Source organism: Cellulophaga baltica 18, assembly GCF_000468615.2.
Taxonomy (GTDB): Bacteria; Bacteroidota; Bacteroidia; order Flavobacteriales; family Flavobacteriaceae; genus Cellulophaga; species Cellulophaga baltica.
Genome location: NZ_CP009976.1, coordinates 845,839 through 871,681, shown reverse-complemented (window position 1 = coordinate 871,681; position 25,843 = coordinate 845,839). Strand labels below are relative to the sequence as shown.

General features: G+C 37.9%; 14 protein-coding genes, 2 tRNA genes and 3 rRNA genes. 13 read left to right on the top strand and 6 right to left on the bottom strand.

Features of this window, described 5'->3' with window-relative positions; genetic code table 11:
• Window positions 1–47 precede the first annotated feature (47 nt).
• Genes M666_RS03585 through panC form a run of 4 tightly spaced genes read right to left on the bottom strand, consistent with a single transcriptional unit; the run spans window position 48 to window position 3,398 of the window.
• Window positions 48–1,190: an alpha/beta hydrolase gene (locus M666_RS03585; protein WP_029447721.1), complete on the bottom strand. Its 1,143-nt coding sequence runs from the start codon at window positions 1,188–1,190 to the stop codon at window positions 48–50.
• A 24-nt stretch (window positions 1,191–1,214) separates the two neighbouring features.
• A complete protein-coding gene (locus M666_RS03580; RefSeq protein WP_029447722.1) occupies window positions 1,215–2,180 on the bottom strand; it encodes a lysylphosphatidylglycerol synthase transmembrane domain-containing protein in 966 nt (321 codons plus the stop codon).
• A 4-nt stretch (window positions 2,181–2,184) separates the two neighbouring features.
• Window positions 2,185–2,535: an aspartate 1-decarboxylase gene (gene panD / locus M666_RS03575; protein ID WP_024482662.1), complete on the bottom strand. Its 351-nt coding sequence runs from the start codon at window positions 2,533–2,535 to the stop codon at window positions 2,185–2,187.
• A gap of 17 nt (window positions 2,536–2,552) precedes the next feature.
• Window positions 2,553–3,398 carry a pantoate--beta-alanine ligase gene (gene panC, locus M666_RS03570; protein ID WP_029447723.1) on the bottom strand — a complete coding sequence of 282 codons (846 nt, stop codon included), beginning with the start codon at window positions 3,396–3,398 and terminating at the stop codon, window positions 2,553–2,555.
• A gap of 103 nt (window positions 3,399–3,501) precedes the next feature.
• On the opposite strand from panC, the gene M666_RS03565 reads away from it, so the two are divergent.
• From M666_RS03565 to rrf, 12 genes are all read left to right on the top strand, one after another.
• Window positions 3,502–4,311: a glycogen/starch synthase gene (locus tag M666_RS03565; RefSeq protein ID WP_029447724.1), complete on the top strand. Its 810-nt coding sequence runs from the start codon at window positions 3,502–3,504 to the stop codon at window positions 4,309–4,311.
• A gap of 5 nt (window positions 4,312–4,316) precedes the next feature.
• Complete coding sequence (locus tag M666_RS03560) at window positions 4,317–6,167, top strand: DUF4270 domain-containing protein (RefSeq protein ID WP_029447725.1); 1,851 nt, start codon at window positions 4,317–4,319, stop codon at window positions 6,165–6,167.
• Between the two features lie 127 nt (window positions 6,168–6,294).
• A complete protein-coding gene (glmS, locus tag M666_RS03555) occupies window positions 6,295–8,142 on the top strand; it encodes a glutamine--fructose-6-phosphate transaminase (isomerizing) (protein ID WP_029447726.1) in 1,848 nt (615 codons plus the stop codon).
• 227 nt (window positions 8,143–8,369) lie between these two features.
• The gene (locus tag M666_RS03550) at window positions 8,370–11,129 is read left to right on the top strand and encodes a TonB-dependent receptor (protein WP_029447727.1); all 2,760 of its coding nucleotides are present in this window, start codon (window positions 8,370–8,372) and stop codon (window positions 11,127–11,129) included.
• A 17-nt stretch (window positions 11,130–11,146) separates the two neighbouring features.
• The gene (locus M666_RS03545; protein WP_029447728.1) at window positions 11,147–12,808 is read left to right on the top strand and encodes an SGNH/GDSL hydrolase family protein; all 1,662 of its coding nucleotides are present in this window, start codon (window positions 11,147–11,149) and stop codon (window positions 12,806–12,808) included.
• A 189-nt stretch (window positions 12,809–12,997) separates the two neighbouring features.
• Window positions 12,998–14,506: a F0F1 ATP synthase subunit beta gene (atpD, locus tag M666_RS03540; protein WP_029447729.1), complete on the top strand. Its 1,509-nt coding sequence runs from the start codon at window positions 12,998–13,000 to the stop codon at window positions 14,504–14,506.
• Between the two features lie 65 nt (window positions 14,507–14,571).
• Window positions 14,572–14,853, top strand: coding sequence for a F0F1 ATP synthase subunit delta/epsilon (locus tag M666_RS03535; protein ID WP_025616516.1), 282 nt, complete (start codon window positions 14,572–14,574; stop codon window positions 14,851–14,853).
• 1,031 nt (window positions 14,854–15,884) lie between these two features.
• A 16S ribosomal RNA gene (locus M666_RS03530) occupies window positions 15,885–17,403 on the top strand.
• A gap of 139 nt (window positions 17,404–17,542) precedes the next feature.
• Window positions 17,543–17,616, top strand: a tRNA-Ile gene (locus M666_RS03525).
• A gap of 173 nt (window positions 17,617–17,789) precedes the next feature.
• Window positions 17,790–17,863: transfer RNA gene (locus M666_RS03520), tRNA-Ala, on the top strand.
• 235 nt (window positions 17,864–18,098) lie between these two features.
• Window positions 18,099–20,933: ribosomal RNA gene (locus tag M666_RS03515) — 23S ribosomal RNA — on the top strand.
• Window positions 20,934–21,110: 177 nt separating this feature from the next.
• Window positions 21,111–21,222, top strand: a 5S ribosomal RNA gene (rrf, locus tag M666_RS03510).
• The 16S, 23S and 5S rRNA genes sit together here with 2 tRNA genes alongside, the layout of an rRNA operon.
• A gap of 238 nt (window positions 21,223–21,460) precedes the next feature.
• Here the strand turns inward: rrf and M666_RS03505 are convergent.
• The gene (locus M666_RS03505; RefSeq protein WP_029445099.1) at window positions 21,461–22,000 is read right to left on the bottom strand and encodes a GNAT family N-acetyltransferase; all 540 of its coding nucleotides are present in this window, start codon (window positions 21,998–22,000) and stop codon (window positions 21,461–21,463) included.
• 272 nt (window positions 22,001–22,272) lie between these two features.
• Between M666_RS03505 and M666_RS03500 the strand changes: the two genes are divergently transcribed.
• Entirely contained in the window at window positions 22,273–23,391 is a 1,119-nt protein-coding gene (locus tag M666_RS03500; RefSeq protein WP_029445098.1) for a right-handed parallel beta-helix repeat-containing protein, read from the top strand.
• 75 nt (window positions 23,392–23,466) lie between these two features.
• Here M666_RS03500 and M666_RS03495 read toward each other — a convergent pair whose 3' ends face one another.
• Window positions 23,467–25,821, bottom strand: a complete 2,355-nt coding sequence (locus M666_RS03495; protein ID WP_029445097.1) for a GumC family protein — start codon at window positions 25,819–25,821, stop codon at window positions 23,467–23,469.
• Between the last annotated feature and the right edge of the window lie 22 nt (window positions 25,822–25,843).

The window sequence follows — 25,843 nt, the reverse complement described above, 5'->3', positions numbered from 1 at the left end:
TGGTTGCGGTGTGCATTTTAAACCTATTTATGAAATATACCCTGTATTTAATATCCGAAATCAGCTTTTAAAGCATCAATTTTCTCTAGTGCCATGTCTTTGGTCAAGAAATCTATTTCTTCCATTCCAAACGCTTTTTCAAAAGTTCTTAGTGCTTTTTTAGGTTCGCCCATTTGCTCTAAATATTCGCCTTCAAAATAAAACCCTAACATAGTTTCTGGGTATTCTTTTTTACACAAATCGGCCAATGGCTTTAACGATTCAAAATCTTCTTTTTTACGAGAAGCTGCATAGATGGCCATGATATCATTTAAATCTACACTTTTTCTAAACCCAAATAATTTTTCAATCATTTCGTATTTGTTAGATAGGTAATCAAATACAGGCTCTTCAGACGTTAAAATTTGCGTTTTATATTCAGTAGGGCTAATGGGTTTAAACATCGTAAACACATCATCGAAGGCTTTTCCTATGCTGTAGGTAGCAACAGAAATATGATCTGCATCTTTATATTCGTCATAGAAATAGTGTAAATTTTCTTTTTCTATAGCTTTAATTGCTGTATTTAAAATAGGTGTTTGCGTATCTTTCTTTGCTTTTTCACCATCAGTGATCAAATGATAAAATATTGTTTTATCCATAGCGCTTAATCGGGCCGGAACTCTTGTTTCCATTTCTGGAGCTAAGGTTGGCGAAATACTTACGTATGAATTAAAAAGAGAATCTTCTTTGAAAAGATAGTAGTTGCTAAAATTGGCTGTAATATCATATCCAACAATCATTTTGAAAGGTGCTGTATTATAGCTCGTTTCTAGATATGGAATAAGCTCCATGCCTAGAAATTCAAAAAATAGTTTAGAACTGTCAGAGGGTAGGCCGCTAACTTCATCAAAAGCGCAGTCGTCATAGCGTTCATTATTTTTAGATTGGTTTACACCTGCAATAATAGCCTCGGGCATACCGTGGAACCTGCTGTAAAACTTAGCAGTGGCTACGACATTTTCAAATAAATATTCGGCATCTAAAACAATAATTAAAGGATACTTTTTTTCTTGGGTATAATTTTCAGGAATGTAATATTGAACATCTCTTCTTTCTTGAAGTTTAAAAGATTCAAAAATTTCTTGAGTAACTTGTGCGTTAGATCCAAGGTATAAAAAGAAAGCCAATACGGTAAGTATGCATTTCATGACAGAAAGATTTAGGTGCTTGTGTTATTTATTTCTGTTTAATAACGGTAATACCAGAAAAGATATTGCACCAAAAACGACAACCATTAGCGTTTGTGAAATCCACATGATCCAGCCAAAGGCATCTCCAGATACACTACTGATTCCAAAAATGGCTAAAGCACTACTAACTACAATGGGGTAAAGTCCTATACCCCCGTTAGTTGCAGTCATGGCAAAAGCGCCAAAAACAAATGCTACAAGAAGTTGGCTGATGGTTAAAGTTATGGTTTCTGGAACGGTGAATTTAATCACCCAAAACATAGAAATGTAGATAAACCATATAAATAGAGTATGGAATATAAATGCCCATTTATGCTTCATTTTAAAAATACTCGTAACTCCTTGAAGTAAGCCTAGTCCAAAGTTTTTGATTTTTAAAAGGAAGGGGTTTGATGATTTTTTTAAAAATAAAAATACAAGTCCAGCAAGAATGATACCGGCGCCTAGTATTAATAATAGTTTATTTAAGTTAAAGCCTTTCTCTTCAAAAAAAGCTAATATGATGTCTGTTTGAAGAAAGAAAGTAATTGCAATGATAGATAGTAGCATAATTAAATCTACCACTCTCTCGGTAACAATGGTGCCAAATCCTTTTTCAAAAGGGACATTTTCATAAGTGCTTAAGGCCGTGGCTCTAAGGATTTCTCCAGACCTAGGAATTCCTAGATTCGCAAAATAGGAAGTAAGAATGATAAAAATGTTGTTTGCTATTTTGGGTTTGTAGCCTAGCGGTTCTAAAAGATAGTTCCACCGTATGGCTCTTGAAACGTGGCTTAAAATTCCCATTAAAACAGAGATGCCTACCCAAAATAAATCGGCTTCTTTTATGTAAAAAATAATTTGGGCTCTATCTTCTTCTGAAGTAGCATTGTAGGAATACCAAACTAAAAAAACTCCCAAGCCAATTGGGAGTATTGTTTTTAGTGTTTTTTTTAAAGATTTCTTCAAGAGATTAATTCAGTAAGTTAGTCTCCTCGTTAGGAAATACTAATGACGGATTAAACGTCTTTGCTTCTTCAATATCCATTTGTCCGTACGTGATAAGGATAAGAATGTCTCCTACCGCTACTTTTCTAGAAGCTGCGCCGTTAAGCGTAATTTCTCCACTCTTTCTAGGTCCAGGAATGGCATAAGTCTCTAAGCGTTCTCCGTTATTGTTATTTACAATCTGAACTTTTTCTCCTCTTATAATATTTGCAGCGTCCATTAAGTCTTCATCAATAGTGATGCTTCCTATGTAATTAAGATCTGCTCCGGTAACTTTTACGCGGTGTATTTTAGATTTTACAACTTCTATTTGCATGGTACAAAGATAATAATTTACAAAGCAATGTTATCAATTAGTCGAATGTCATCAACAAAAACTGCAATAAACGCTCTGTATTTTTTGTTATTTAATTTTTCTGTTACAGATTTTAGCGTATCAATATCAGCAATTTGAAAATATTCTAAGGATAAGAATTCATTATTTTCAAACTGATTTTCTACCCATTCTACTACGTGTATTGCATTTTTTGTGCCAAACATTTCTTTGGCATCTTTTAGAGTTTTGTAGATAAAGGAAGCCTCTTTGCGCATAGATGCAGAAAGTCTTTCGTTTCTTGAGCTCATGGCTAGGCCACTTTCTTCGCGAACAATTGGGCAGCCAATAATTTCAACAGGAATAGCTTTTATCTGAATGAGTTTTTTAATAATTTGTAATTGCTGAAAATCTTTTTCGCCAAAATAGGCCTTATTGGGAGCAATACTGGTTAGAAGCTCTTCAACAATAGTACCTACGCCATTAAAATGGTTATCTCTAAACTCTCCTTCCATGACAGTGTCAAGACCTTGAAAGTCATAAATTTCTGCAGAAACGTTATTTTGATAGATTTCTTCAACCGATGGAGTGTAAACAATGATGTTATTTGACACTGTTTTGATCAAATTTAAATCGTTTTCTAAAGTTTTTGGATACTTTTCGAGGTCATTTGGGTTATTAAACTGCGTTGGGTTCACAAAAATGCTCACAACTACCTGATCATTTTCTTTTGACGCTTTTTCAATTAAAGAAAGATGGCCAGAGTGCAAAGCGCCCATGGTTGGTACAAGTCCGAGCGATTTTGAATCTGAAATAAATGCTGACAAATTGTCTTTTAACTCCTTTTTAGTCTCTATTACTAACATTTGTTTGTATTTAACAACCCGCAAACTTATATAATTACTGCTAATCTGCATAATTTTTGTAATTTTGCACTCACGCCAATAAAAAAAATAAAAAATAGCTTTTATGGATGGTAAAAAGATATTGTTTGTATCTTCTGAATTAGTACCTTACTTGCCGGAGAACGAGGTTTCACTGATGTCATACGAAACACCTAAAATGGTAAATAGCAATGGAGGTCAAATACGAATCTTTATGCCAAGGTATGGTAATATCAATGAGAGACGTCATCAACTGCATGAGGTAATACGTTTGTCAGGGATGAATCTAGTCATCAATGATATGGATATGCCTTTGATTATTAAAGTAGCTTCTATACCTAAAGAACGTATACAGGTTTATTTTATTGATAATGAAGAATACTTTAAAAGAAAAGCAACTTTTGCTGATGAAAACGGAACTCTTTTTCCGGATAACGATGAACGCGCCATCTTTTTTGCAAAAGGGATCGTAGAAACAGTGAAAAAATTAAACTGGTCTCCAGATATTATCCATGTACACGGATGGATGGCTTCATTAGTGCCGTTATATTTGAAAAAATATTATGCAGATGAGCCTTTATTTTCAGAGAGTAAAGTGGTTACTTCTGTTTATTCTAAAGGATTTGAAGAAGAATTAAATCCGGACATTGTTAAGAAGATAGAATTTGATGGTATTTCTAGTGATGCTATCCCTACGCTTGCAAAGCCAGACTATAATAATTTGTTAAAAGTAGCGGTGGATTATTCAGATGCTGTTATTTTAGCGTCAGAGGAAATTTCGGAGGACTTAAGTACGCATATTACAAACCTTCAAAAACCAGTACTTCCGTACGTTCCTTTCCATGAGTTTGAAGAAGCTTATGCAAATTTTTATAACACTGAAGTTCTAAAGTAAATTACATGACATTTATTAAAAAAATAAGCTTTTCTGTTGTTGCAGGATTAGTGGTAGCTGGGTTATTTTCATCTTGTGAAGATGAGGTTACAACCATAGGTTCAGGCGTTATTGCGGGTGAACCATTTGGAACAGGCAAAGCTGTTTTTGATGTTTTTGCTTACAATAATAAAATTAATACGGTAAAGTCTAACCGGTTGCCTATCTATCAATTAGGAAACCTTAACGACCCATTGTACGGTAAAACTACCGCAACAATAACTTCTCAATTACAGCTTTCTACTGTGGCGCCAACTTTTGGTACCTATTCACAGGCTACGGAAGACGGAGCGGTATCAGATACAATACCAGCAACCATTGTAGAAAATGAAACGGTAAAGAGTGTTTATCTTTATATTCCTTATTTGCAAGATGTAAAGGATACAGATGGTGATGGGGTTCCGGATGATTTGGATGTTGATGCATCGGATGCTAATAGTGATACAGATGGAGACGGAATTTCGGATAACCAAGAACGAATTTCTGGGTTAAATCCGCTAAGTAATGATACAGATAATGATGGAATTTTAGATGCTGAAGATGGTGAGAATGGCCTGGCAGCATATCCTAAGAAATTTATTTTAGATAGTATATATGGTTCTGGAAAAGCAAATCCATTTCACTTAAAAATACAGCGTTCTACTTATTTTTTAAGAGATTTAAATCCTGATACAAACTTTGAGGATTCACAAGATTTTTATTCAGATCATGATTTTACGCCTTTTCTTACAGATGTTTTGTTTGAGGGCACAGAAACGGTTCGTGATACAGAAATTATAACCTATAATGAGGATGATCCTGATACGGAAGATGTAGATGAAGAGGGTACTGTAGATCAAACTATTGGTGCAGGTATATGGGTGCCTTTAGATAACCAGTTTTTTCAAGAAAATATTTTGGATAAAGAAGGTTCTCAAGAACTTTTAAATAATACAAATTTTAAAAATTTCTTACGAGGTATTCATGTTTCTATTGATGCTGCTGATGATATTTTTATGTTGTTGAATTTAGCAGGGGCAAATATTACCATTACCTATACTCACGACGCTATTGATACAAACGGCACTGCTACAGACGAATCCGATGATGAGAGTGTGGTTTTGGAGAAACGATTTGTAATTAATCTGGTTACAGGTGATGGCATATCAACAGCTATTACAGGGAATGCAGTAAATACTTTTATTAATGAAGAGTATTCTCCAGAGGTCTTAGAAGCATTGAGTTCAACCGAAAATGCAGAGAAAATTTATCTGAAAGGTGGGGCAGGTACCTACACGCAGCTTAAGTTATTTGCAGAAGAAACGGCATTGAGTACAAGCGTTATTAGCCAGATAAAAGCTAATAATTGGATTATTAATGAGGCTAATTTAGTGTTCTATGTAGATAGAACTAGTTTAGATGCTGCTCCAGGAGTAATAGAGCCTATGCGTCTTTATCTGTATAACGCTGAAACAAATGAAGTCTTATATAATACCGTAACAGAATTTAGTGTTTCTAATCCAACAGCACTATCTGTATTTCCTTTTTATGATGGCGTGTTGCAAAAAGAAAGTGAGAAAGGAATTAAATATAAGATCCGAATTACAGATTACATCAATAGATTAATTAGTGGTGACTTATCTATTGCTACACTTGGTTTATCCGTTACTTCAGATATTAGAGTAGTGAGCATAGGAAGTGCGAAATTAGAAACTTCTGAAGTTAAAATTCCGATAATGTCAACTATTAACCCATTCGGTACCGTACTTTATGGTAGTAATACGTCAGATCAAGAAAAGAAACTTCAATTAGAGATTTTATATACGGAAGTAGAGTAAGTAATTGCTTATAAGTATACCACTCAAAGTTTTTATTCGTTTTACGTCTATAGTTAGCTTAGAAATTGTTGCGTTATCCATAGTTTTGCGCAGAATTTTTGAGCATTAACCAAATTATTTATTCAGTATGTGTGGAATTGTAGGATATATAGGGCATCGTGATGCCTACCCAGTTATAATAAAAGGACTTCAAAGGTTAGAGTATAGAGGTTATGATAGTGCAGGAGTTGCTATTTATGACGGTTCTACTATTAACTTATGTAAGACTAAAGGAAAAGTAGAAGATCTTAAGAATAAGGCTGAAGCTGGTATGGCTTTGGGAGGGAATCTAGGAATTGGCCATACAAGATGGGCAACTCATGGGGTTCCTAATGACGTAAATTCACATCCTCATTATTCCAATTCGGGCGATTTAGTGATTATTCATAATGGAATTATAGAAAACTATGATTCTATTAAAAAGGAATTAATAAATCGTGGGTATGTTTTTCATTCAGATACGGATACTGAGGTATTGGTGAATCTTATTGAAGAGGTAAAGAAAAAAGAAAACGTCAAATTAGGTAAGGCAGTTCAGATTGCATTGAATCAAGCTGTCGGAGCATATGCTATTGCTGTTTTTGATAGAAATAAGCCAGATGAAATTGTTGTAGCTAAATTAGGTAGTCCATTGGCTATTGGAATTGGTGAAGATGAATTTTTTATCGCTTCAGATGCATCTCCTTTTATTGAGTTTACAAACAATGCAATGTATTTGGAAGATGAAGAGATGGCAATTATTCGTCTTGGAAAAGAAATTAAACTTCGTAAGATAAAAGATGATTCTGTTGTATATCCTATTATAAAGGAATTGCAATTAAACATTGAAGAAATTGAGAAAGGTGGTTACGATCACTTTATGTTGAAGGAAATTTATGAGCAGCCTAGAGCTATTCAAGATACGTACCGTGGTCGTCTTTTGGCAGATCAAGGTTTGATAAAAATGGCGGGTATTGATGATAACTTGGAAAAGTTCATGAATGCTAATAGAATTATCATTGTAGCCTGTGGTACTTCATGGCACGCGGGTCTTGTAGCAGAATATATTTTTGAAGATATTGCGAGAATACCGGTTGAGGTTGAGTATGCATCTGAGTTCAGATATAGAAATCCTGTAATTACAGATAAAGATGTATTAATAGCTATTTCTCAATCGGGAGAAACGGCAGATACTTTAGCAGCTATTAAATTAGCAAAAGAAAAAGGTGCTTTTGTTTTTGGAGTATGTAATGTAGTTGGATCTACAATTTCAAGAGAAACAGATGCTGGTGCATATACGCATGCAGGTCCAGAAATTGGAGTAGCTTCAACAAAAGCATTTACAACTCAAATTACAGTGTTAAGCTTAATTGCTTTAAAATTAGCGAAAGAAAAAGGTGTGCTTTCCCAAAGTAAGTACCATGAGTTCTTAACGGAACTTGAAAACATTCCATCAAAAGTAGAAAGGGCTTTATTGTCCAATGAATTAATAGAGAAAGTAGCAGAAGTTTACAAAGATGCTACTAATTGTCTTTATTTAGGAAGAGGGTATAATTTCCCAGTAGCCCTAGAGGGTGCACTTAAGTTAAAGGAAATTAGTTATATTCATGCAGAAGGATATCCTGCTGCAGAAATGAAGCATGGTCCTATTGCACTTATAGATGAGCATATGCCGGTTTTTGTTATTGCAACCAAAAAAGGTCATTATGAAAAGGTGGTCAGTAACATTCAAGAGATTAAATCTCGAAAAGGAAAAATTATTGCTATTGTAACAGAGGGTGATGAAGCTGTTAAAGAACTTGCAGATCATGTGATTGAAGTGCCAGAAACTTTTGAAAGCTTAACGCCGTTACTAACTACAATTCCTTTACAGTTATTGTCGTACCATATTGCATTAATGAGGGGTTGTAATGTAGATCAGCCAAGAAATTTAGCAAAATCAGTTACGGTAGAGTAGTAACTATATCTGGATAGTATAAAAAAGGGGAAGATGGTAACATCTTCCCCTTTTTTTATGCTTTAAAATGAAGCTCTAATACTTCTTTGTTTTACAAAATATTCAATAATTTGGGTGTCTTGTTGCTAAAATAGTACTATGCATGCATAATTTTTTTTATTTTCTTAGAAATCATATAAAAAATTCTGTATCTTCGATTTTAAACTAATTAAACTTAACTCCCTCGAATGAAAACAATAATGTATGTATTCTTCCTTTTGGTGGGAACATTGGGATTCTCTCAAACCACAGTAAAAGGAAATGTAGTAGATCAAGATGGGCAACCAATTCCTGGTTCAAATGTAGTGATCGTCGGTAAAACTGTAGGAACAGTGTCTGACTTTGATGGTAATTTTGTGCTAGAAACATCAGAAGTACCCCCTTTCAAATTAAAAGTCTCAAGTATAGGCTATTCTGAAAGTACAGTGAGCATTACGGCTAATAACCAAAATGTTTCTGTTTCTTTAACGGAATCGCAAACACTTTTAGATGAAATTGTCATATCGGCTTCAAGAACACCAGAGCGTATTTTTGAATCTCCAGTAACCGTGGAGCGATTTGGGATTGAACAAATTAAAAATACAACGGCGGCCGATTTTTACGGTGGCCTGGAAAATTTAAAAGGTGTAGATGTTAACACCAACAGTTTAACATTTAAGTCTGTAAATACAAGAGGGTTTGCAACCTTTGCAAATACTAGATTCATGCAATTGGTAGATGGAATGGATAATTCTACTCCAGCATTAAATTTCCCGATTGGAAATTTAGTGGGTATGGTAGAGACAGATGTTCAAAGTGTAGAATTGCTGCCTGGGGCGTCTTCTGCGCTTTATGGTGCGAATGCCTTTAATGGTATTCTTTTTATGAGAAGTAAAAGTCCGTTTGATCATGAAGGTATTAGTGTATCTATAAAAAGAGGTATTACTTCTCAAGAAGCTTCTGGGGATAATGCTTATACTGATTTTGGAATTCGTGCAGCTCACAAATTCTCAGATAAATTTGCAATCAAAGCTAACTTCGGATATTTAAAAGGTACGGATTGGGCTGCTACAAGTGAAGTAGATAAATTTGATCCTACGAGAACAAGAGCCAACTATAATTATGATGGTATCAATGTGTATGGAGATGAAGTTTCTACAAACATACGTTCTGCTTCTGGTTTGGGTATCATTCCAAACGTGGTGGTAAGTAGAACTGGGTATAATGAAAGTGACTTAACCAACTACAATGCAGAAAGCATTAAGGCAGATTGGGGCCTTTATTACCGTCCTATAGAAGATAGTAATCTTGAATTCTCTTATGTAGGTAAGGTGGGTACGGGAACTACGATCTATCAGGGAACTAATAGGTATAATATTAATGGGTTTTTTCAGGAACAACATAAATTAGAAATTAAAAATGATAATTTCTTTGTAAGAGGTTATTTAGTTGGTGATAAAGCTGGTGATTCTTATGATATGGTTTTTACCGGAATCAACATTAACAGATCATGGAAGTCAGATGAAGATTGGTTTGGAGATTATATTCAGACGTATGCAGGAATCGAGCTTAGTGGTAATCCTTCAGGTTTAACAGATGATCAAAAACATGCTGCGGCAAGATCAGTTGCAGATACAGGTCGTTATTTGCCTGGAACGCCAGAATTTCAATCGGCATTTGATCGCGTAATTAAAGATCCAGATTTAGCTACAGGATCTCAATTTAAAGACGCTTCTAAATATTACCATGCAGATGCTAATTATAACTTCGGACATTTAACAGATTTTGCAGAGATTCAAGTGGGTGGTTCTTTTAGAAGATATAGCTTAAATTCTTTTGGAACTATCTATACAGATTTTGATGGACCTATTGGATACTCAGAGTATGGTGTGTATACACAAATTCAAAAGAAATTCGATTTTTCGGATGATAAGAGTTTAAAATTAACAGGTTCTGTACGTTATGATAAGTCGGAATTTTTCGATGGTTTCTTTTCTCCACGTATTTCTGCAGGCTACAGCTTAAACAGAGATCATAATATTAGAGCATCGGTGCAAACTGGTTTTAGAAATCCAACTACTCAAGATTTATTTATTGGATTAGATGCGGGTAGAGCAATTTTAATTGGTTCTGCGGAAGACAATTTAGATCGTTATACCAGAACTTTTGCGGTTAGTGAAAGTGGTCAGTTAGATGGTAATCCAGCAGAAGTTACGCAAACAGGTGCGGTTGCTTATGGTGATACCTACTCTGCACAATCAGTAGAAACATTCAAGGTAACCAGAAATGCTGATGATTTAAGGGTGTCCAATGCAGATTTAGTAGAAGCAGAACAAGTTACTTCTTTTGAAGTAGGCTATAGAGGTAAAATAAATAAGTTAGTGGTAGATTTTAGTGCTTACTATAATAATTATAAAGATTTTATTTCGCAAGAAGTTGTAGATGCTACTTTCTATGGTGTTGCCGGTGATGGTGGTGCTTCTGTAGATGCAATTAGAAATGATGATTTTCAGCGCTATAGTGCGTATACCAACTCCGATGTAGATATTAATTCTTACGGTGCTTCATTAGGTTTGACCATGAAGGTCTTAGGAAATTATGATTTAGGAGGAAGTTATACCTTCACGAAGCAAGATTTTGATCAAGAAGCAAATCCAGATTTCATGTCTAGCTTCAATACACCAGAGCATAAGTTTAAAGCTAATTTCGGGAATGATGCCTTATTTGAAAATTTTGGTTTCAATCTTGCGTATAGATTTAGTGATGATTATTTCTGGGAAGCTACGTTTGGTAATGGTGTGGTTCCTGAGTTCCATACATTAGATGCTCAAATAAGCTATACGGTTCCAAGTATTAAATCTTCTTTCAAATTGGGAGGTACCAATATTTTAGGTGATGAGTATTTCACTGCTTTCGGTACAGGATTTATAGGATCTATGTACTACTTATCTTGGACAATTAATAATTAATAAACTAAAAAATTAAGATGAAGAATATAAAATATATCCTGTTGTCTGCGGTGTCACTTACATTTTTTGCGTGTAATGATATTGAAGATGTAGATAGAGTAGAGGCAGAGCTAATGGTAGATTCCCCTGCGCTTGTAGCGGGTTCTGCAGACTTTTCTAATTTTGTTGCTGTTGGGAATTCACTAACAGCTGGTTTTACAGACAATGCATTATTTGTTGCATCGCAAGAAAACTCATTACCTAATATGTTATCTCAGAAATTTGCATTAATCGGTGGTGGAGATTTTACGCAGCCATTGATGAATGATAATGTTGGGGGGATTGCTGTTGCGGGTACCCGTATTCTGCAACCGCGTTTAGTATTTGATCTTAGTAAATCAGCACCCGTTGGTCTAGAAGATTTACTGGGAACCTCTGTTACCGTAAGTACAGATTTAGCATTTAATAACCCTACGGGGCCTTTTAATAATATGGGGGTACCTGGGGCAAAAAGTTTTCATTTATTAGCACCTGGTTACGGTAATATAGCAAATCTATCGCTAGGATTAGCGAACCCGTATTTTGTTCGTATGACCGGGGCAACCCCAAATGCTAGTGTGTTAGATTTAACCTTAGCACAAGCGCCAACATTTTTTTCGTTGTGGATTGGTAATAATGATGTGCTTGGCTATGCGTTATCTGGAGGTGATGGTACAAATCCTTTAACTCCTGTAGAAGGAGCGGTAGGAGTTGGTTTTAGTGCCACTTATGCTACTTTAATTGGTGCTTTAACGGCAAATGGCGCAAAAGGAGTTGTGGCTAATATACCAAATGTAACTAGTATTCCTCATTTTACTACGGTACCATTTAGCCCTTTAAGTCCGGCTAATGAAGCATTTGGGCCTCAGATTCCAACGCTTAATGGCGTATTTGGTCAATTAAATCAGGTATTTGCATTTTTAGAGAGCCAGGGAGTTACTGGTGCTACAGATCGTCAAATAGTTTTTTCAGAAACCGCGGCTAGTGCAGTGGTGGTTAAGGATGAATCGTTAACGGATTTATCTGCTCAGATAGAAACAGTATTAAATGGCAGTGATACATTTCCTGTATTTGTGCAGTCTTTTGGTTTGCCAGCGCAAGCAGCGCCATTAGTAGCAAATCTATTTGGTACTATTTATGGTCAAGCAAGGCAAGCAACTGCTGCAGATTTATTAGTGCTGCCTAGTTCTTCAATAATCGGTACTGTAAATACAGATTCGGTTGCATTCTTGCAATCGCAAGGTTTGTCAGAAGCTTTGGCTACACAATTTTCTTTAGAAGGTATAACCATGCCTTTGGCAGATAAATGGGTATTACTGCCTAGTGAACAAGAAGAAATAGCAGTAGCAGTGAGTGCTTTTAATGATGTTATAGCGGCAAATGCTAGCCAAGCAGGCTTAGCACTTGTAGATGTAAATAGTATCTTGAGTGAATTGGCTACTTCGGGTATTGCAACGGGAGACTTTATATTAAAGTCTAACTTGGCTACAGGTGGTGCCTTTTCTTTAGATGGTGTTCATCCAACAGCTAGAGGGTATTCATTTTTAGCGAATGAATTCATGAAAGCTATTGATGTAACGTATGGTTCTAACTTCGAAGCCTCGGGTTCTTTGTTAAGCCCTTCAGATTATCCAACAAACTATGCTGCTGGTTTACAGTAGGTATAGCATAAATAATAGTAAAAAAAAGCACCTTTTTAAGGGTGCTTTTTTTATGTTCATAAAAAAGAAAAAAACAATTTCTATTTAAAAGTTAAAAACATATCTTTGCAGCCTGAAAAACACAGGAAGCTAAAACATAGCGGATTGTATTTCTCACACGCTTTAATTCTAAACATAAATACTTAGGTAATGTCTAAAGTTACAGGTAAAGTTTCCCAAATAATCGGGCCGGTTGTTGATGTTGAATTTCAATCAGGTTCTGAACTTCCAAAAATCTATGATTCTCTAGAGATCAAGAAAAAGGATGGTTCTCTTTTAGTATTAGAAGTTCAATCTCACATTGGTGAAAATTCCGTTAGAACTATTTCTATGGATTCTACTGATGGTTTAAGTAGAGGAACCGAAGTTGTTGCTACAGGTAGTGCAATACAAATGCCAGTTGGTGATGATGTATATGGCCGTTTGTTCAACGTAATCGGAGATGCTATTGATGGTCTTGGAGATTTACCTAAATCAGGTAAAGATGGTCTTCCAATTCACAGAGAAGCTCCAAAATTCGAAGATTTATCAACATCTACTGAAGTACTTTTTACAGGTATCAAAGTAATCGATTTAATTGAGCCTTATGCTAAAGGTGGTAAAATTGGTTTATTTGGTGGTGCAGGTGTAGGTAAAACAGTATTAATCCAAGAGCTTATTAACAACATTGCAAAAGGTCATGGTGGTCTTTCTGTATTTGCTGGGGTAGGGGAACGTACTCGTGAGGGTAATGATTTACTTCGTGAGATGTTAGAATCAGGGATTATAAAATACGGTGATGATTTCATGCACTCTATGGAAGAAGGTGGATGGGATTTATCTAAAGTAGATAAAAACTTAATGAAAGAATCAAAAGCGACTTTCGTTTTTGGTCAGATGAATGAGCCTCCTGGAGCACGTGCGCGTGTTGCTTTATCTGGTTTAACGATCGCAGAATATTTCCGTGATGGTGCAGGTGAAGGTCAAGGTAAGGATGTTTTATTCTTCGTAGATAATATTTTCCGTTTTACGCAAGCAGGTTCAGAGGTTTCGGCTCTTTTAGGTCGTATGCCTTCTGCGGTAGGGTATCAACCAACTTTGGCAACAGAGATGGGTGCCATGCAAGAGCGTATTACATCAACAAAAAGAGGTTCTATTACATCGGTACAGGCGGTTTACGTTCCTGCAGATGATTTAACAGATCCAGCACCAGCAACTACGTTCGCGCATTTAGATGCAACAACCGTACTTTCTCGTAAAATTGCAGAGTTAGGTATTTACCCAGCGGTAGATCCTTTAGATTCTACATCTAGAATTTTAACTGCAGATATTTTAGGAAAAGATCATTATGAGTGTGCTCAAAATGTAAAAGAGTTATTACAACGTTATAAAGAACTTCAAGATATTATTGCCATCTTAGGGATGGAGGAATTATCTGAAGAAGATAAATTAGCAGTAGGTAGAGCTCGTCGTGTACAACGTTTCTTATCTCAGCCTTTCCACGTAGCAGAACAGTTTACAGGACTTAAAGGGGTGTTGGTAGATATTAAAGAAACTATCAAAGGGTTTAATATGATTATGGATGGTGAGTTAGATCACTTACCAGAATCTGCTTTTAACCTTAAAGGTACTATCGAGGAAGCTATTGAAGCTGGTGAGAAAATGCTAGCGGAAGCTTAAATAGAATAAAGTAGCTAGTACTAAGAAACCTTAGTGCTAGTTACAAACTACTTAATACTAAAAAGATGTATTTAGAAATCGTATCACCAGAAGCTACCTTATTTTCAGGAGAAGTTATTTCGGTAACTGTACCAGGGATAAACGGAGAGTTTCAAATGTTAGCGAATCACGCACCTATCGTTTCTTTATTGCAAGAAGGTGTTGTTAAAATTCAAGGTAACAATGTAGTTATTGCGGAGGCTTACAAAACAAAATTTTCTAAGTCGGCTACAGGGGCAATTACTTTAGTAATCTCTAGTGGTACTGTTGAAATGAAAGATAATAAAGTCATCGTTTTAGCAGATTAAGCAAAATTAAATAAATGGTCTTCTTTTATAGAAGAACAATTACACATATTATAAAAATCCAGTGAAGGTCTCTTCGCTGGATTTTTTTTGTTTTGGGCTGTTTGCCTCGTTGCCTTTCATTAGTGTTTGTGCTATGGTTTACAAGCTAAGGTGGGTTAGTGGTTTGTAGCGGTTACTTCATCTGGTTCTTTGCTGTATGATGACCTGTTTTCTTTTTGTCTGTGAATTAAGATGCTCCTGTGGCTGTATTTCATTTGTTTTTAGTTGATGTGCTTATTTATTGATGATTTGTTTTTCGTTACGGCTTTATGTTCTCTTTCTTTTTAAGGTTGATGTTTTGTGGGTTGTTTGGGGATCTTATGACTCCTTGTTTTCAATGGGGTATTTTTTAGTGCGTAGATCTATGGTTTTGTAGCTGTGGGGTGACTATAGTTTCATATTAGTTGTTGGTTTTTTTAGTTGATGTTGATGTATTTGTTTTCGAGGTTCCTTTTGGTTGTGCTCAAAAATGATGTTTCCTATTTTTTAAGATGTTTATTTTGTTTCTAAAAAGAACTGTTAGGTAATTTTTGGTCTTTGTGTAGTAGAATTTGATGTAATCTTGAGAGGGAGGGTAAGCTTATCTAGATCTTTTTTGGTTATTTGGGTTATGGCGGTGAGGGTTCTTTTTTAAATAAGAATGCTGATTTCTGTATTTCTTTGCTATAATTTCAGAAATTAATTTGTTGTTAAGTCTTTGTTTCTAGGGTGTTATAAAAACGTCAAAAAAAAGATTGAATTTTTTTTCCAAAAACGCTTGTGGGTTTTAAAAGAGGGTGTATATTTGCAGCCGCTTAGGGAAACAACGATACTTAATTAAGCGGAGAGTAAAAGAGATAAAAAGTTCATTGACATATTGTAAGACAGCGTTTAATTACTGGAAACGGTAATTAAATAAATTGAATTAACATAATAGCTTAAAGAATATAGAGGGCTAGGATTCGGATGATTTGTTAGTTGGTTAATAGATGTTAAATAATATTTACAAAACAACGATGAAGAGTTTGATCCTGGCTCAGGATGAACGCTAGCGGCAGGCCTAACACATGCAAGTCGAGGGGTAACAGGGAGCTTGCTCCGCTGACGACCGGCGCACGGGTGCGCAACGCGTATGCAATCTACCTCTTACTAAGGGATAGCCCAGAGAAATTTGGATTAATATCTTATGTGATATTAGACTGGCATCGGTTTAATATTAAAGGTTACGGTAAGAGATGAGCATGCGTCTCATTAGTTAGTTGGTAAGGTAACGGCTTACCAAGACTTCGATGAGTAGGGGTCCTGAGAGGGAGATCCCCCACACTGGTACTGAGACACGGACCAGACTCCTACGGGAGGCAGCAGTGAGGAATATTGGACAATGGACGGAAGTCTGATCCAGCCATGCCGCGTGTAGGAAGACTGCCCTATGGGTTGTAAACTACTTTTATACAGGAAGAATAAGATCTACGTGTAGATTGATGACGGTACTGTAAGAATAAGGACCGGCTAACTCCGTGCCAGCAGCCGCGGTAATACGGAGGGTCCGAGCGTTATCCGGAATTATTGGGTTTAAAGGGTCCGTAGGCGGGCTGTTAAGTCAGAGGTGAAATGCTGCGGCTCAACCGTATGCACTGCCTTTGATACTGGCGGTCTTGAGTTATAGTGAAGTGGCTAGAATAAGTAGTGTAGCGGTGAAATGCATAGATATTACTTAGAATACCGATTGCGAAGGCAGGTCACTAACTATACACTGACGCTGATGGACGAAAGCGTGGGTAGCGAACAGGATTAGATACCCTGGTAGTCCACGCCGTAAACGATGGATACTAGCTGTTCGGTTTTCGGACTGAGCGGCCAAGCGAAAGTGATAAGTATCCCACCTGGGGAGTACGTTCGCAAGAATGAAACTCAAAGGAATTGACGGGGGCCCGCACAAGCGGTGGAGCATGTGGTTTAATTCGATGATACGCGAGGAACCTTACCAGGGCTTAAATGTAGATTGACAGGTTTAGAGATAGACTTTTCTTCGGACAATTTACAAGGTGCTGCATGGTTGTCGTCAGCTCGTGCCGTGAGGTGTCAGGTTAAGTCCTATAACGAGCGCAACCCCTGTCGTTAGTTGCCAGCATGTCATGATGGGGACTCTAACGAGACTGCCGGTGCAAACCGTGAGGAAGGTGGGGATGACGTCAAATCATCACGGCCCTTACGTCCTGGGCCACACACGTGCTACAATGGTCGGTACAGAGAGCAGCCACTTAGCGATAAGGAGCGAATCTATAAAACCGATCACAGTTCGGATCGGAGTCTGCAACTCGACTCCGTGAAGCTGGAATCGCTAGTAATCGGATATCAGCCATGATCCGGTGAATACGTTCCCGGGCCTTGTACACACCGCCCGTCAAGCCATGGAAGCCGGGAGTGCCTGAAGTCCGTCACCGTAAGGAGCGGCCTAGGGCAAGATCGGTAACTAGGGCTAAGTCGTAACAAGGTAGCCGTACCGGAAGGTGCGGCTGGAACACCTCCTTTCTAGAGAAAGACATCTCAATTAATAAAAACGAAAGAGTTCTAGTCCTTATATTTTTTTAGTTATGTTATGTATTTCAAATTGCTGTCTTATAATTATGTTATTATAATATTGATTGAGTCGCAAGATTCGCAAAGTGAGAGTCTCATAGCTCAGCTGGTTAGAGCGCTACACTGATAATGTAGAGGTCGGCAGTTCGAGTCTGCCTGAGACTACTGCCTAAAGTAGATTTTTAGTTAAGGAATTGATTAAGAGTTTGATTTAGAAAAACGTTCATTAAAATAAGGATACTAATTAATTTGGTATCACTTGAAAGGAAATTTTAGAGGTTGAGTATAGCCGTTATAAGTACTGTTAACTAATAACTGTTAACTGATCACTAAAAGACGGGGGATTAGCTCAGCTGGCTAGAGCGCCTGCCTTGCACGCAGGAGGTCATCGGTTCGACTCCGATATTCTCCACTATCCCATCCTAGCCTTCCCTAAGGGAAGGAATAAGCACGAGTAAGTGCTCTCCCCCTTTGGGGGAGTAGGAGGGGAAAAAAGTTCATTGACATATTGGGACAAAGTGAATTACAATTATCTTCAGGGATATTGTAATCACAGTAAACACAAATTTAAAAATAGAGTAAAGTACGATAGAGGTACTGCTGTATTTATACAGTAGTAATTATATATAATAGAATAAAAAGGACTAGTGACAAGCTAGAAAAGGGCGTATGGGGGATGCCTAGGCTCTCAGAGGCGATGAAGGACGTGATAAGCTGCGAAAAGCTGCGGGGAGGTGCACACAACTTGTGATCCGCGGATATCCGAATGGGGCAACCTGTCTGGTTGAAGGCCAGTCGTGATCGTAAGATCAAGCAAACCCGGTGAACTGAAACATCTAAGTAGCCGGAGGAGGAGAAAACAAAAGTGATTCCGTTAGTAGTGGCGAGCGAACGCGGATTAGCCCAAACCAGTATTGTTTCGGCAATGCTGGGGTTGTAGGACCACGCTATTTGATGCGCGATGAATTAGAACTATTTGGAAAGATAGGCCGAAGACGGTGATAGCCCGGTATAAGTAAAGAACGTTATTGATAGTGGTATCCTGAGTAGTGCGGGGCACGTGAAACCTTGTATGAATTTGCCGGGACCATCCGGTAAGGCTAAATACTCCTGAGAGACCGATAGTGAACCAGTACCGTGAGGGAAAGGTGAAAAGAACCGTGAATAACGGAGTGAAAAAGATCCTGAAACCATACGCTTACAAGCGGTCGGAGCCCTTTGGGGTGACGGCGTGCCTTTTGCATAATGAGCCTACGAGTTACTTTTACTAGCAAGGTTAAGATTTTAAGAATCGGAGCCGTAGCGAAAGCGAGTCTGAATAGGGCGCCATAGTTAGTAGTAGTAGACGCGAAACCGTGTGATCTACCCATGGGCAGGTTGAAGCTTTGTTAACCCAAAGTGGAGGACCGAACCCGTTGACGTTGAAAAGTCTTGGGATGACCTGTGGGTAGGGGTGAAAGGCCAATCAAACTCGGAAATAGCTCGTACTCCCCGAAATGCATTTAGGTGCAGCGTTGCAATAGTTTTATAGAGGTAGAGCTACTGATTGGATGCGGGGGCTTCACCGCCTACCAATTCCTGACAAACTCCGAATGCTATAAAATGTTTTGCAGCAGTGAGGGCATGGGTGCTAAGGTCCATGTCCGAGAGGGAAAGAACCCGGACCATCAGCTAAGGTCCCCAAGTGTATACTAAGTTGATATAACGCGGTGGAATTGCATTGACAGCCAGGATGTTGGCTTGGAAGCAGCCATTCATTTAAAGAGTGCGTAACAGCTCACTGGTCGAGCGATTCCGCATGGATAATAATCGGGCATAAGTATACCACCGAAGCTATGGCTTCTGTACTCGGTACAGAGGGGTAGGGGAGCATTCTATGTGTGTTGAAGGTGATCTGTAAGGGTTGCTGGAACGCATAGAAACGAAAATGTAGGCATAAGTAACGATAATGCGGGCGAGAAACCCGCACGCCGAAAGACCAAGGTTTCCCCAGCTATGCTAATCAGCTGGGGGTCAGTCGGGACCTAACGCGAACCCGAAAGGGGTAGTGGATGGACAAGCAGTTAATATTCTGCTACCTGCTCACGCTAAAAGTGACGGGGATGTGGTGTTGGTGCGTGCTGACGGAATAGCACGTTGAAGGGAGTGGTAACACCCCGATAGTACGACAAAGCTTCGGCTGCGTCGATAATCCAGCGTAACATCCTCCGAGAAAAACAAGTGAAGCAGCCCGTACCGTAAACCGACACAGGTGGTTGGGATGAGTATTCTAAGGCGCTCGAGAGATTCATGGCTAAGGAACTAGGCAAAATAGACCCGTAACTTCGGGAGAAGGGTCGCCCTCCTTTTAGGAGGGCCGCAGTGAAGAGGTCCAGGCGACTGTTTATCAAAAACACAGGGCTCTGCAAAATCGAAAGATGAAGTATAGGGCCTGACACCTGCCCGGTGCTGGAAGGTTAAGAGGAGATGTTAGTTTCGGCGAAGCATTGAATTGAAGCCCCAGTAAACGGCGGCCGTAACTATAACGGTCCTAAGGTAGCGAAATTCCTTGTCGGGTAAGTTCCGACCTGCACGAATGGTGCAACGATCTGGACACTGTCTCGGCCATGAGCTCGGTGAAATTGTAGTATCGGTGAAGATGCCGGTTACCCGCAGTGGGACGAAAAGACCCCGTGCACCTTTACTATAGCTTCGTATTGGTTCTGGGTAAGTAATGTGTAGGATAGCTGGGAGACTTTGAAGCGGCGTCGCCAGGCGTTGTGGAGTCATTGTTGAAATACCAGCCTTTGCTTATCTAGGGCCTAACCCTAACACTAGGGAACAGTGCGTGGTGGGTAGTTTGACTGGGGTGGTCGCCTCCAAAAGAGTAACGGAGGCTTCTAAAGGTACCCTCAGTACGGTTGGTAATCGTACGTAGAGTGCAATGGCACAAGGGTGCTTGACTGAGAGGCATACAGGCCGAACAGGTTGGAAACAAGAGCATAGTGATCCGGTGGTTCCGTATGGAAGGGCCATCGCTCAAAGGATAAAAGGTACGCCGGGGATAACAGGCTGATCTCCCCCAAGAGCTCATATCGACGGGGGGGTTTGGCACCTCGATGTCGGCTCGTCACATCCTGGGGCTGGAGAAGGTCCCAAGGGTTGGGCTGTTCGCCCATTAAAGTGGCACGCGAGCTGGGTTCAGAACGTCGTGAGACAGTTCGGTCTCTATCTACTGCGGGCGTTAGAAATTTGCGTGGATCTGACTCTAGTACGAGAGGACCGAGTTGGACTGACCTCTGGTGCACCAGTTGTTCCGCCAGGAGCATTGCTGGGTAGCTATGTCGGGATTGGATAAGCGCTGAAAGCATATAAGCGCGAAACCAGCCACAAGATGAGATTTCTTTAAAGGGCCGTAGGAGATGACTACGTTGATAGGTCATAGGTAGAAGGGCAGTAATGTCTGTAGCCAAGTGATACTAATAGCCCATAGGCTTGCACAACTTGCCCCCTTTGATTAGGGGGCGGACTTCCTTTTTTTAAAGATATAATAACCAAAAATCGTAGCTTACTTTAGATTTAATCTAAAACTGTGTTTATAGTGTGTGTTTTATACACCATTTTGTCCCTTTAATATGTTAACAATATTAGTTACTATGCATTTGTGTAGTACAACGATTTAAGGTGACCATGGCGATAGGGTCCACCCCTTACCATTCCGAACAGGGAAGTTAAGCCTATCAGCGCCGATGGTACTGCTATACCAAGTGGGAGAGTAGGTCGTCGCCTTTTTTTAATCAAGTCCTCAATAGAAATATTGAGGACTTTTTTTGTTTATATAAGTTTCTTATCCTTGATGATTCTTATTCCTAACAACTGTAGTATCCCAAAACGCATTACTCCTGAGAGTAGATTACCTTAATAGCTATTCATAACAGTTTAGTAGCTATTAATAAGCATTAGTAGTATTCAAAAGGTATTCGTAGTATCTTCATGCTATAGTTTGTGGGCAATAAAGTCTGAGTATTTCTTAGAGTTGCATGCGCACCACCACCCATTCTTGCTCGTTAGCAATATATCTAACCATTTCCTCAAAACCTACCGCCAAATGTGCTTGCATTGATCTGGTATTTAAGGCATCTATTTCGGTAATAATGGTATCATATTCTTGTTCTAGATGCTTTTTCATGTGGGCATACAAGCCTCTAAATACCCCTTGCTTTCTATGATTTTTAGAAACGCAAATTTGCCCCATAAGCATGTATTTTTCTTCTGGAGCTATCAATGGGTCTAATACTTCAAATAGGGGCTTAAGAACATCTATTTCGTCTTTAAACGAAGGGTGCATGCTTAAAGCATATCCTGCTAAGTTTCCTTGTTCATCTTTTGCTATGGTATGTGAACAAACCTTGCCCATTTGGTCCAAGAGTTGCAGCGTATGCTCAACCGTTAAAAAGCCTTCCGCCAATTTTTCTTCGTTTGAGACGTTACGGTATAAGTTTTCTTGTTGTAAACGTACTATTTGGACTAATTCTTTTTGAGTTTTAGAGCTAGAATAGGTGATTTTCATTGAATTATACAGCTTTTAGGGAATATAAAAATAGCGTATCCTCAAATAGTAAACTGATTATGAATAAATTAATGTGATAAAATTACCTTAAGCTTAAAATTTTTGAAAGATTCTTGTCCATACTAAAAATAAAATGTGATGTTGGCAAATGTGCTAAAAATACATCCGATTGAGCACTTTAACCGTATATCTTTGCGTTATAACGATGAATTAGTTTCTTTGTAAGTATACCCCAATCTATTTATGAAGAAATAACCTACAAATATATTATCATGAGACGATTATTATTAATCCCTTTTTTAGTAACCTTTCTTATTGGAAATTCTAGTTCTTGTAAAAAGGATACGGACTTTATTGCTGAAGTTATTGAGGCTGAGCTGTTAGAGGAAGAAGTCATCGAGGGGATTATTCCTGAAGAGGAAGAAGAGGAAGTATCTGAACCGGAATTACCGGAAGAAGATCCCGTAACGGAGGAAGAGGATAATAATACCTCGTTGAAAAAGGATCAAGGTTCTTCGTATTGCGGTCCATATATCATTTCAGAACCTTTGGTATTAACAGGATTAAAAGATACCATACTAAGTGGTTTAGATATTTCTAATCCGTCAGGACATGCCATAACCCTTACAGATTGTTCCAATGTGGTAATAAAAGAATCATATTTACACCACTCTTCAGGCAACGGAGTCTTAATAGTTTCTTCTAATAATATTACAATTGAAAACAATACATTAGAAGCTGTTTCTACGGGTGTATATGCCCAATACAGTCAAGGTGTGAAAGTTTTAAATAACGATGTTAAAAATGTTGTGGGACCCTTTCCTAGAGGACAAATGGCACAGTTTGCTAATTGTACTGGTGCAGGGAATAAAATAAACTATAATGTTTTAGAAAATTTTATAGGAGAAAGTTATGCCGAAGATGCCATAAATTTATTTAATAGTACCGGAACTTCTTCAAGTCCAATTGAAATATATGGGAATTGGATTCGTGGGGGAGGGCCAAGTGGTACCGGCGGAGGTATTATGACCGGTGATAATGGAGGTGCTTATGTAATTGTTAAAAATAATATTTTAGTAAATCCAGGACAGTATGGGATTGCTATAGCTGGAGGTACAAACATCAAGATACACGACAATGTGGTGTACGCCAAAGAACAAACTTTTACGAATGTTGGTGTTTATATTTGGAACCAGAGCCCCACATCAAGCTGTCAATCAAACCAAATTTATAATAACAAGGTATGCTGGACAAACAAAAAGGGTTATTTCAATGCTGCCTGGAACTCAGGAAATTGTGGAACTGTTATAGGCTGGGATGAAAATACTTGGGATACGGAGTTTAATGGTTCCGTATTACCTGAAACCATTTTATCTGATTGCAATAATTAACTTAATGCATTTACAAAAAAAAGCCATTCTATATTATATAGAATGGCTTTTTTTGTTTGAGATACTTCTCTATGCTTAGTCTCCGTAGGAGTAGCCATACTTATTCCCGTAGGCAAAGTTTTTTAACTTTAAATCGTTAATGACTAAACTGACATTTTTTAATTTGCCACTCCTCTTGGAGTCATTTACAAATTGTAAAGCCTCTTTTTTAGTTACCTCAGAGCGAACGACGTATAATGTTACTAAAGCAAACCTATTAATTAAAAAAGTGTCGGCTACCAATAAAGCAGGAGCGGTATCTACTACAATATAGTCAAATTCTTGCTCTAATTGTTCAAACATAGTTCCCAAACGATCCATCTGAAATAGTTCTGCCGGGTTAGGAGGAATAGAGCCAGATGGAAGTATTTTTAGACTTTCATGCAATTCTGTATCTTGGTATAATTCTGAAAGATTTTGAGTTCTATTTACCAAATAGTCACTTACGCCAAATACTTTCTTTAAATTAGTGTCAAAACGATGCAATTGCGGGTTTCTTAAATCTCCCCCAACTAAGAGTACTTTTTTACCAGAAAGCGCCAAGGTAATGGCTAAATTTACCGCTACAAAGGTCTTTCCTTCTCCTTTAGTGGTAGAGGTCACGAAAATTGTTTTTCCGTTGTTACTGCTTGCATTATTAATCATAGCATATTGCAAATTGGCAGATAGAATCCTGAAAGATTCTGCCAAGACAGAACGGTCATTCTTTAAGATGAATTCACTATCTTTTTTTCCTAGCTTAGGTAATTCTCCAAGAATGGGTACATCTTTAGATCCTTTTTCAACATCCGTTCTACTTTCTATTTTATTATTCCACAACTCACGGCCTCTTATAAAGACTACGGGGATTAATAAAGCTAATAGAATAGCTCCACCCAAGACTACTTTAGGACTTGGCGATATGCTATTACGTGTACTAAAGGCTTCATCTACAATTTTGGCTTTGGGTGCTGAAACGGAAAGTGCTAAGGTGTTCTCTTCTCTTTTTTGGAGTAAATATAAATACAAGGCTTCTTTGATGCCTTGTTGGCGTTCAATTCCCCTCACTTGACGTTCTTGACCAGGAATTTGGGACATTTGAAAGCCTAGAGATCCAGATTTTCTTCTTAAATTATCCTCAGCAATCATTAAATTGTTTCGCGTACCCTCTAAATTAGACTTTAAATTGTACTTCAATCTGTTAATTTGATCTGACATTCCCTTAACGACTGGGTTTTGTTCTGTAGAACTAGCTGCTAATCTGTTACGCTCAATGACTAAGGCATTATATTCAGAAATAAGTTCATTTGATGCTGAATTTTCCAAACCTAAGTTAGATGGAAATAAGTTATAGCTATCGTTATCAGCATAACTTAATATGGACTGCGTAAGCTCCAGTTGTGTTTGGATCTGTTGCTGCTCTCTATTAAATTCACTTACGTTTTGAATTAGCATGGAAGATTCTACACCAATATCGGTAAGCCTATTTTGCTCTTTATAATTCTCTTTGCCAGACTCTACGGAGTCTAATTCTCCGTTGATTATTTGTAAACGTTCATCAATAAAATCTGCGGTATTTTTGGCAATCAAGTTTTTATCTTCTATGGCCTCTTTGTTGTATTCATAGACCAATTGATTTAAAATATCTTCTGCTTTTTTACTAACTCTGTCCTCTAAGCCTAATTCTAATAAAGTAGATTTTTCTTCCACAATATTTACCGCCAATTTTTTAGAATAATTTTCTGCTACGCTATTAAGAGGAAAAAATGCGATTAAAACACTCTCCCATTTACCTGAAAATAATGAGGTATCGCTGCTTGGCTTTACGATGAAATCAGCAAAACCTAATTCAATAGGGGTACCGTATTTGATTGTTTTTGTAACATCTGTAGCTTCATTAATTAACTCAAAACTCTCAGTTCCTTTTTTACGAATTCTATACCAATTGTTCTTCTCAATTATTTCATTTTCTAATAATTTTTCATCAAAACGTAATACCTGTACTATCACTGGCGTTTGATCGTAAAGTTCTTTTTTTATAAAGCCTGAATCATCTAAGTATGCCACATTGAGGTTCAATGCCTTGGCGGTGTTGAACATTAAACGTTTGGAACGTAGTAATCCTAGCTCGTTGGCAATACTATTGGTTTTTAAACCACTTAAAAGGTCAATATCCATATTGGAAGGCGAGCCAGAAGAACTTCCATTTTCTTCATCATTAATAATGATGCTCGATACCGTTTGGTAGGTTTTTGGACCTAATTTTAAATACGCTACAGCTATCCCTAGCGTTAGGCAGAGAAGCACTAAAAACCAGGGCCAATGGCGTAAATATTTGCTTAGAATTTCGCGGATATTTAAAGTGCTTTCTTCTTCTGCAACCGGTAAATATTTGTATTGTTCCTTTTCCATATACTGCGGATAAATTAATGAG

Excerpts from the sequence above, each read along its gene's own strand:
- M666_RS03545 (WP_029447728.1), top strand. The coding sequence starts at position 11,147 with ATGAAGAATATAAAATATATCCTGTTGTCTGCGGTGTCACTTACATTT.
- panD (WP_024482662.1), bottom strand. The coding sequence starts at position 2,535 with ATGCAAATAGAAGTTGTAAAATCTAAAATACACCGCGTAAAAGTTACC.
- M666_RS03585 (WP_029447721.1), bottom strand. The coding sequence starts at position 1,190 with ATGAAATGCATACTTACCGTATTGGCTTTCTTTTTATACCTTGGATCT.
- glmS (WP_029447726.1), top strand. The coding sequence starts at position 6,295 with ATGTGTGGAATTGTAGGATATATAGGGCATCGTGATGCCTACCCAGTT.
- M666_RS03560 (WP_029447725.1), top strand. The coding sequence starts at position 4,317 with ATGACATTTATTAAAAAAATAAGCTTTTCTGTTGTTGCAGGATTAGTG.
- M666_RS03535 (WP_025616516.1), top strand. The coding sequence starts at position 14,572 with ATGTATTTAGAAATCGTATCACCAGAAGCTACCTTATTTTCAGGAGAA.
- atpD (WP_029447729.1), top strand. The coding sequence starts at position 12,998 with ATGTCTAAAGTTACAGGTAAAGTTTCCCAAATAATCGGGCCGGTTGTT.
- panC (WP_029447723.1), bottom strand. The coding sequence starts at position 3,398 with ATGTTAGTAATAGAGACTAAAAAGGAGTTAAAAGACAATTTGTCAGCA.
- M666_RS03550 (WP_029447727.1), top strand. The coding sequence starts at position 8,370 with ATGAAAACAATAATGTATGTATTCTTCCTTTTGGTGGGAACATTGGGA.
- M666_RS03495 (WP_029445097.1), bottom strand. The coding sequence starts at position 25,821 with ATGGAAAAGGAACAATACAAATATTTACCGGTTGCAGAAGAAGAAAGC.
- M666_RS03505 (WP_029445099.1), bottom strand. The coding sequence starts at position 22,000 with ATGAAAATCACCTATTCTAGCTCTAAAACTCAAAAAGAATTAGTCCAA.
- M666_RS03500 (WP_029445098.1), top strand. The coding sequence starts at position 22,273 with ATGAGACGATTATTATTAATCCCTTTTTTAGTAACCTTTCTTATTGGA.
- M666_RS03565 (WP_029447724.1), top strand. The coding sequence starts at position 3,502 with ATGGATGGTAAAAAGATATTGTTTGTATCTTCTGAATTAGTACCTTAC.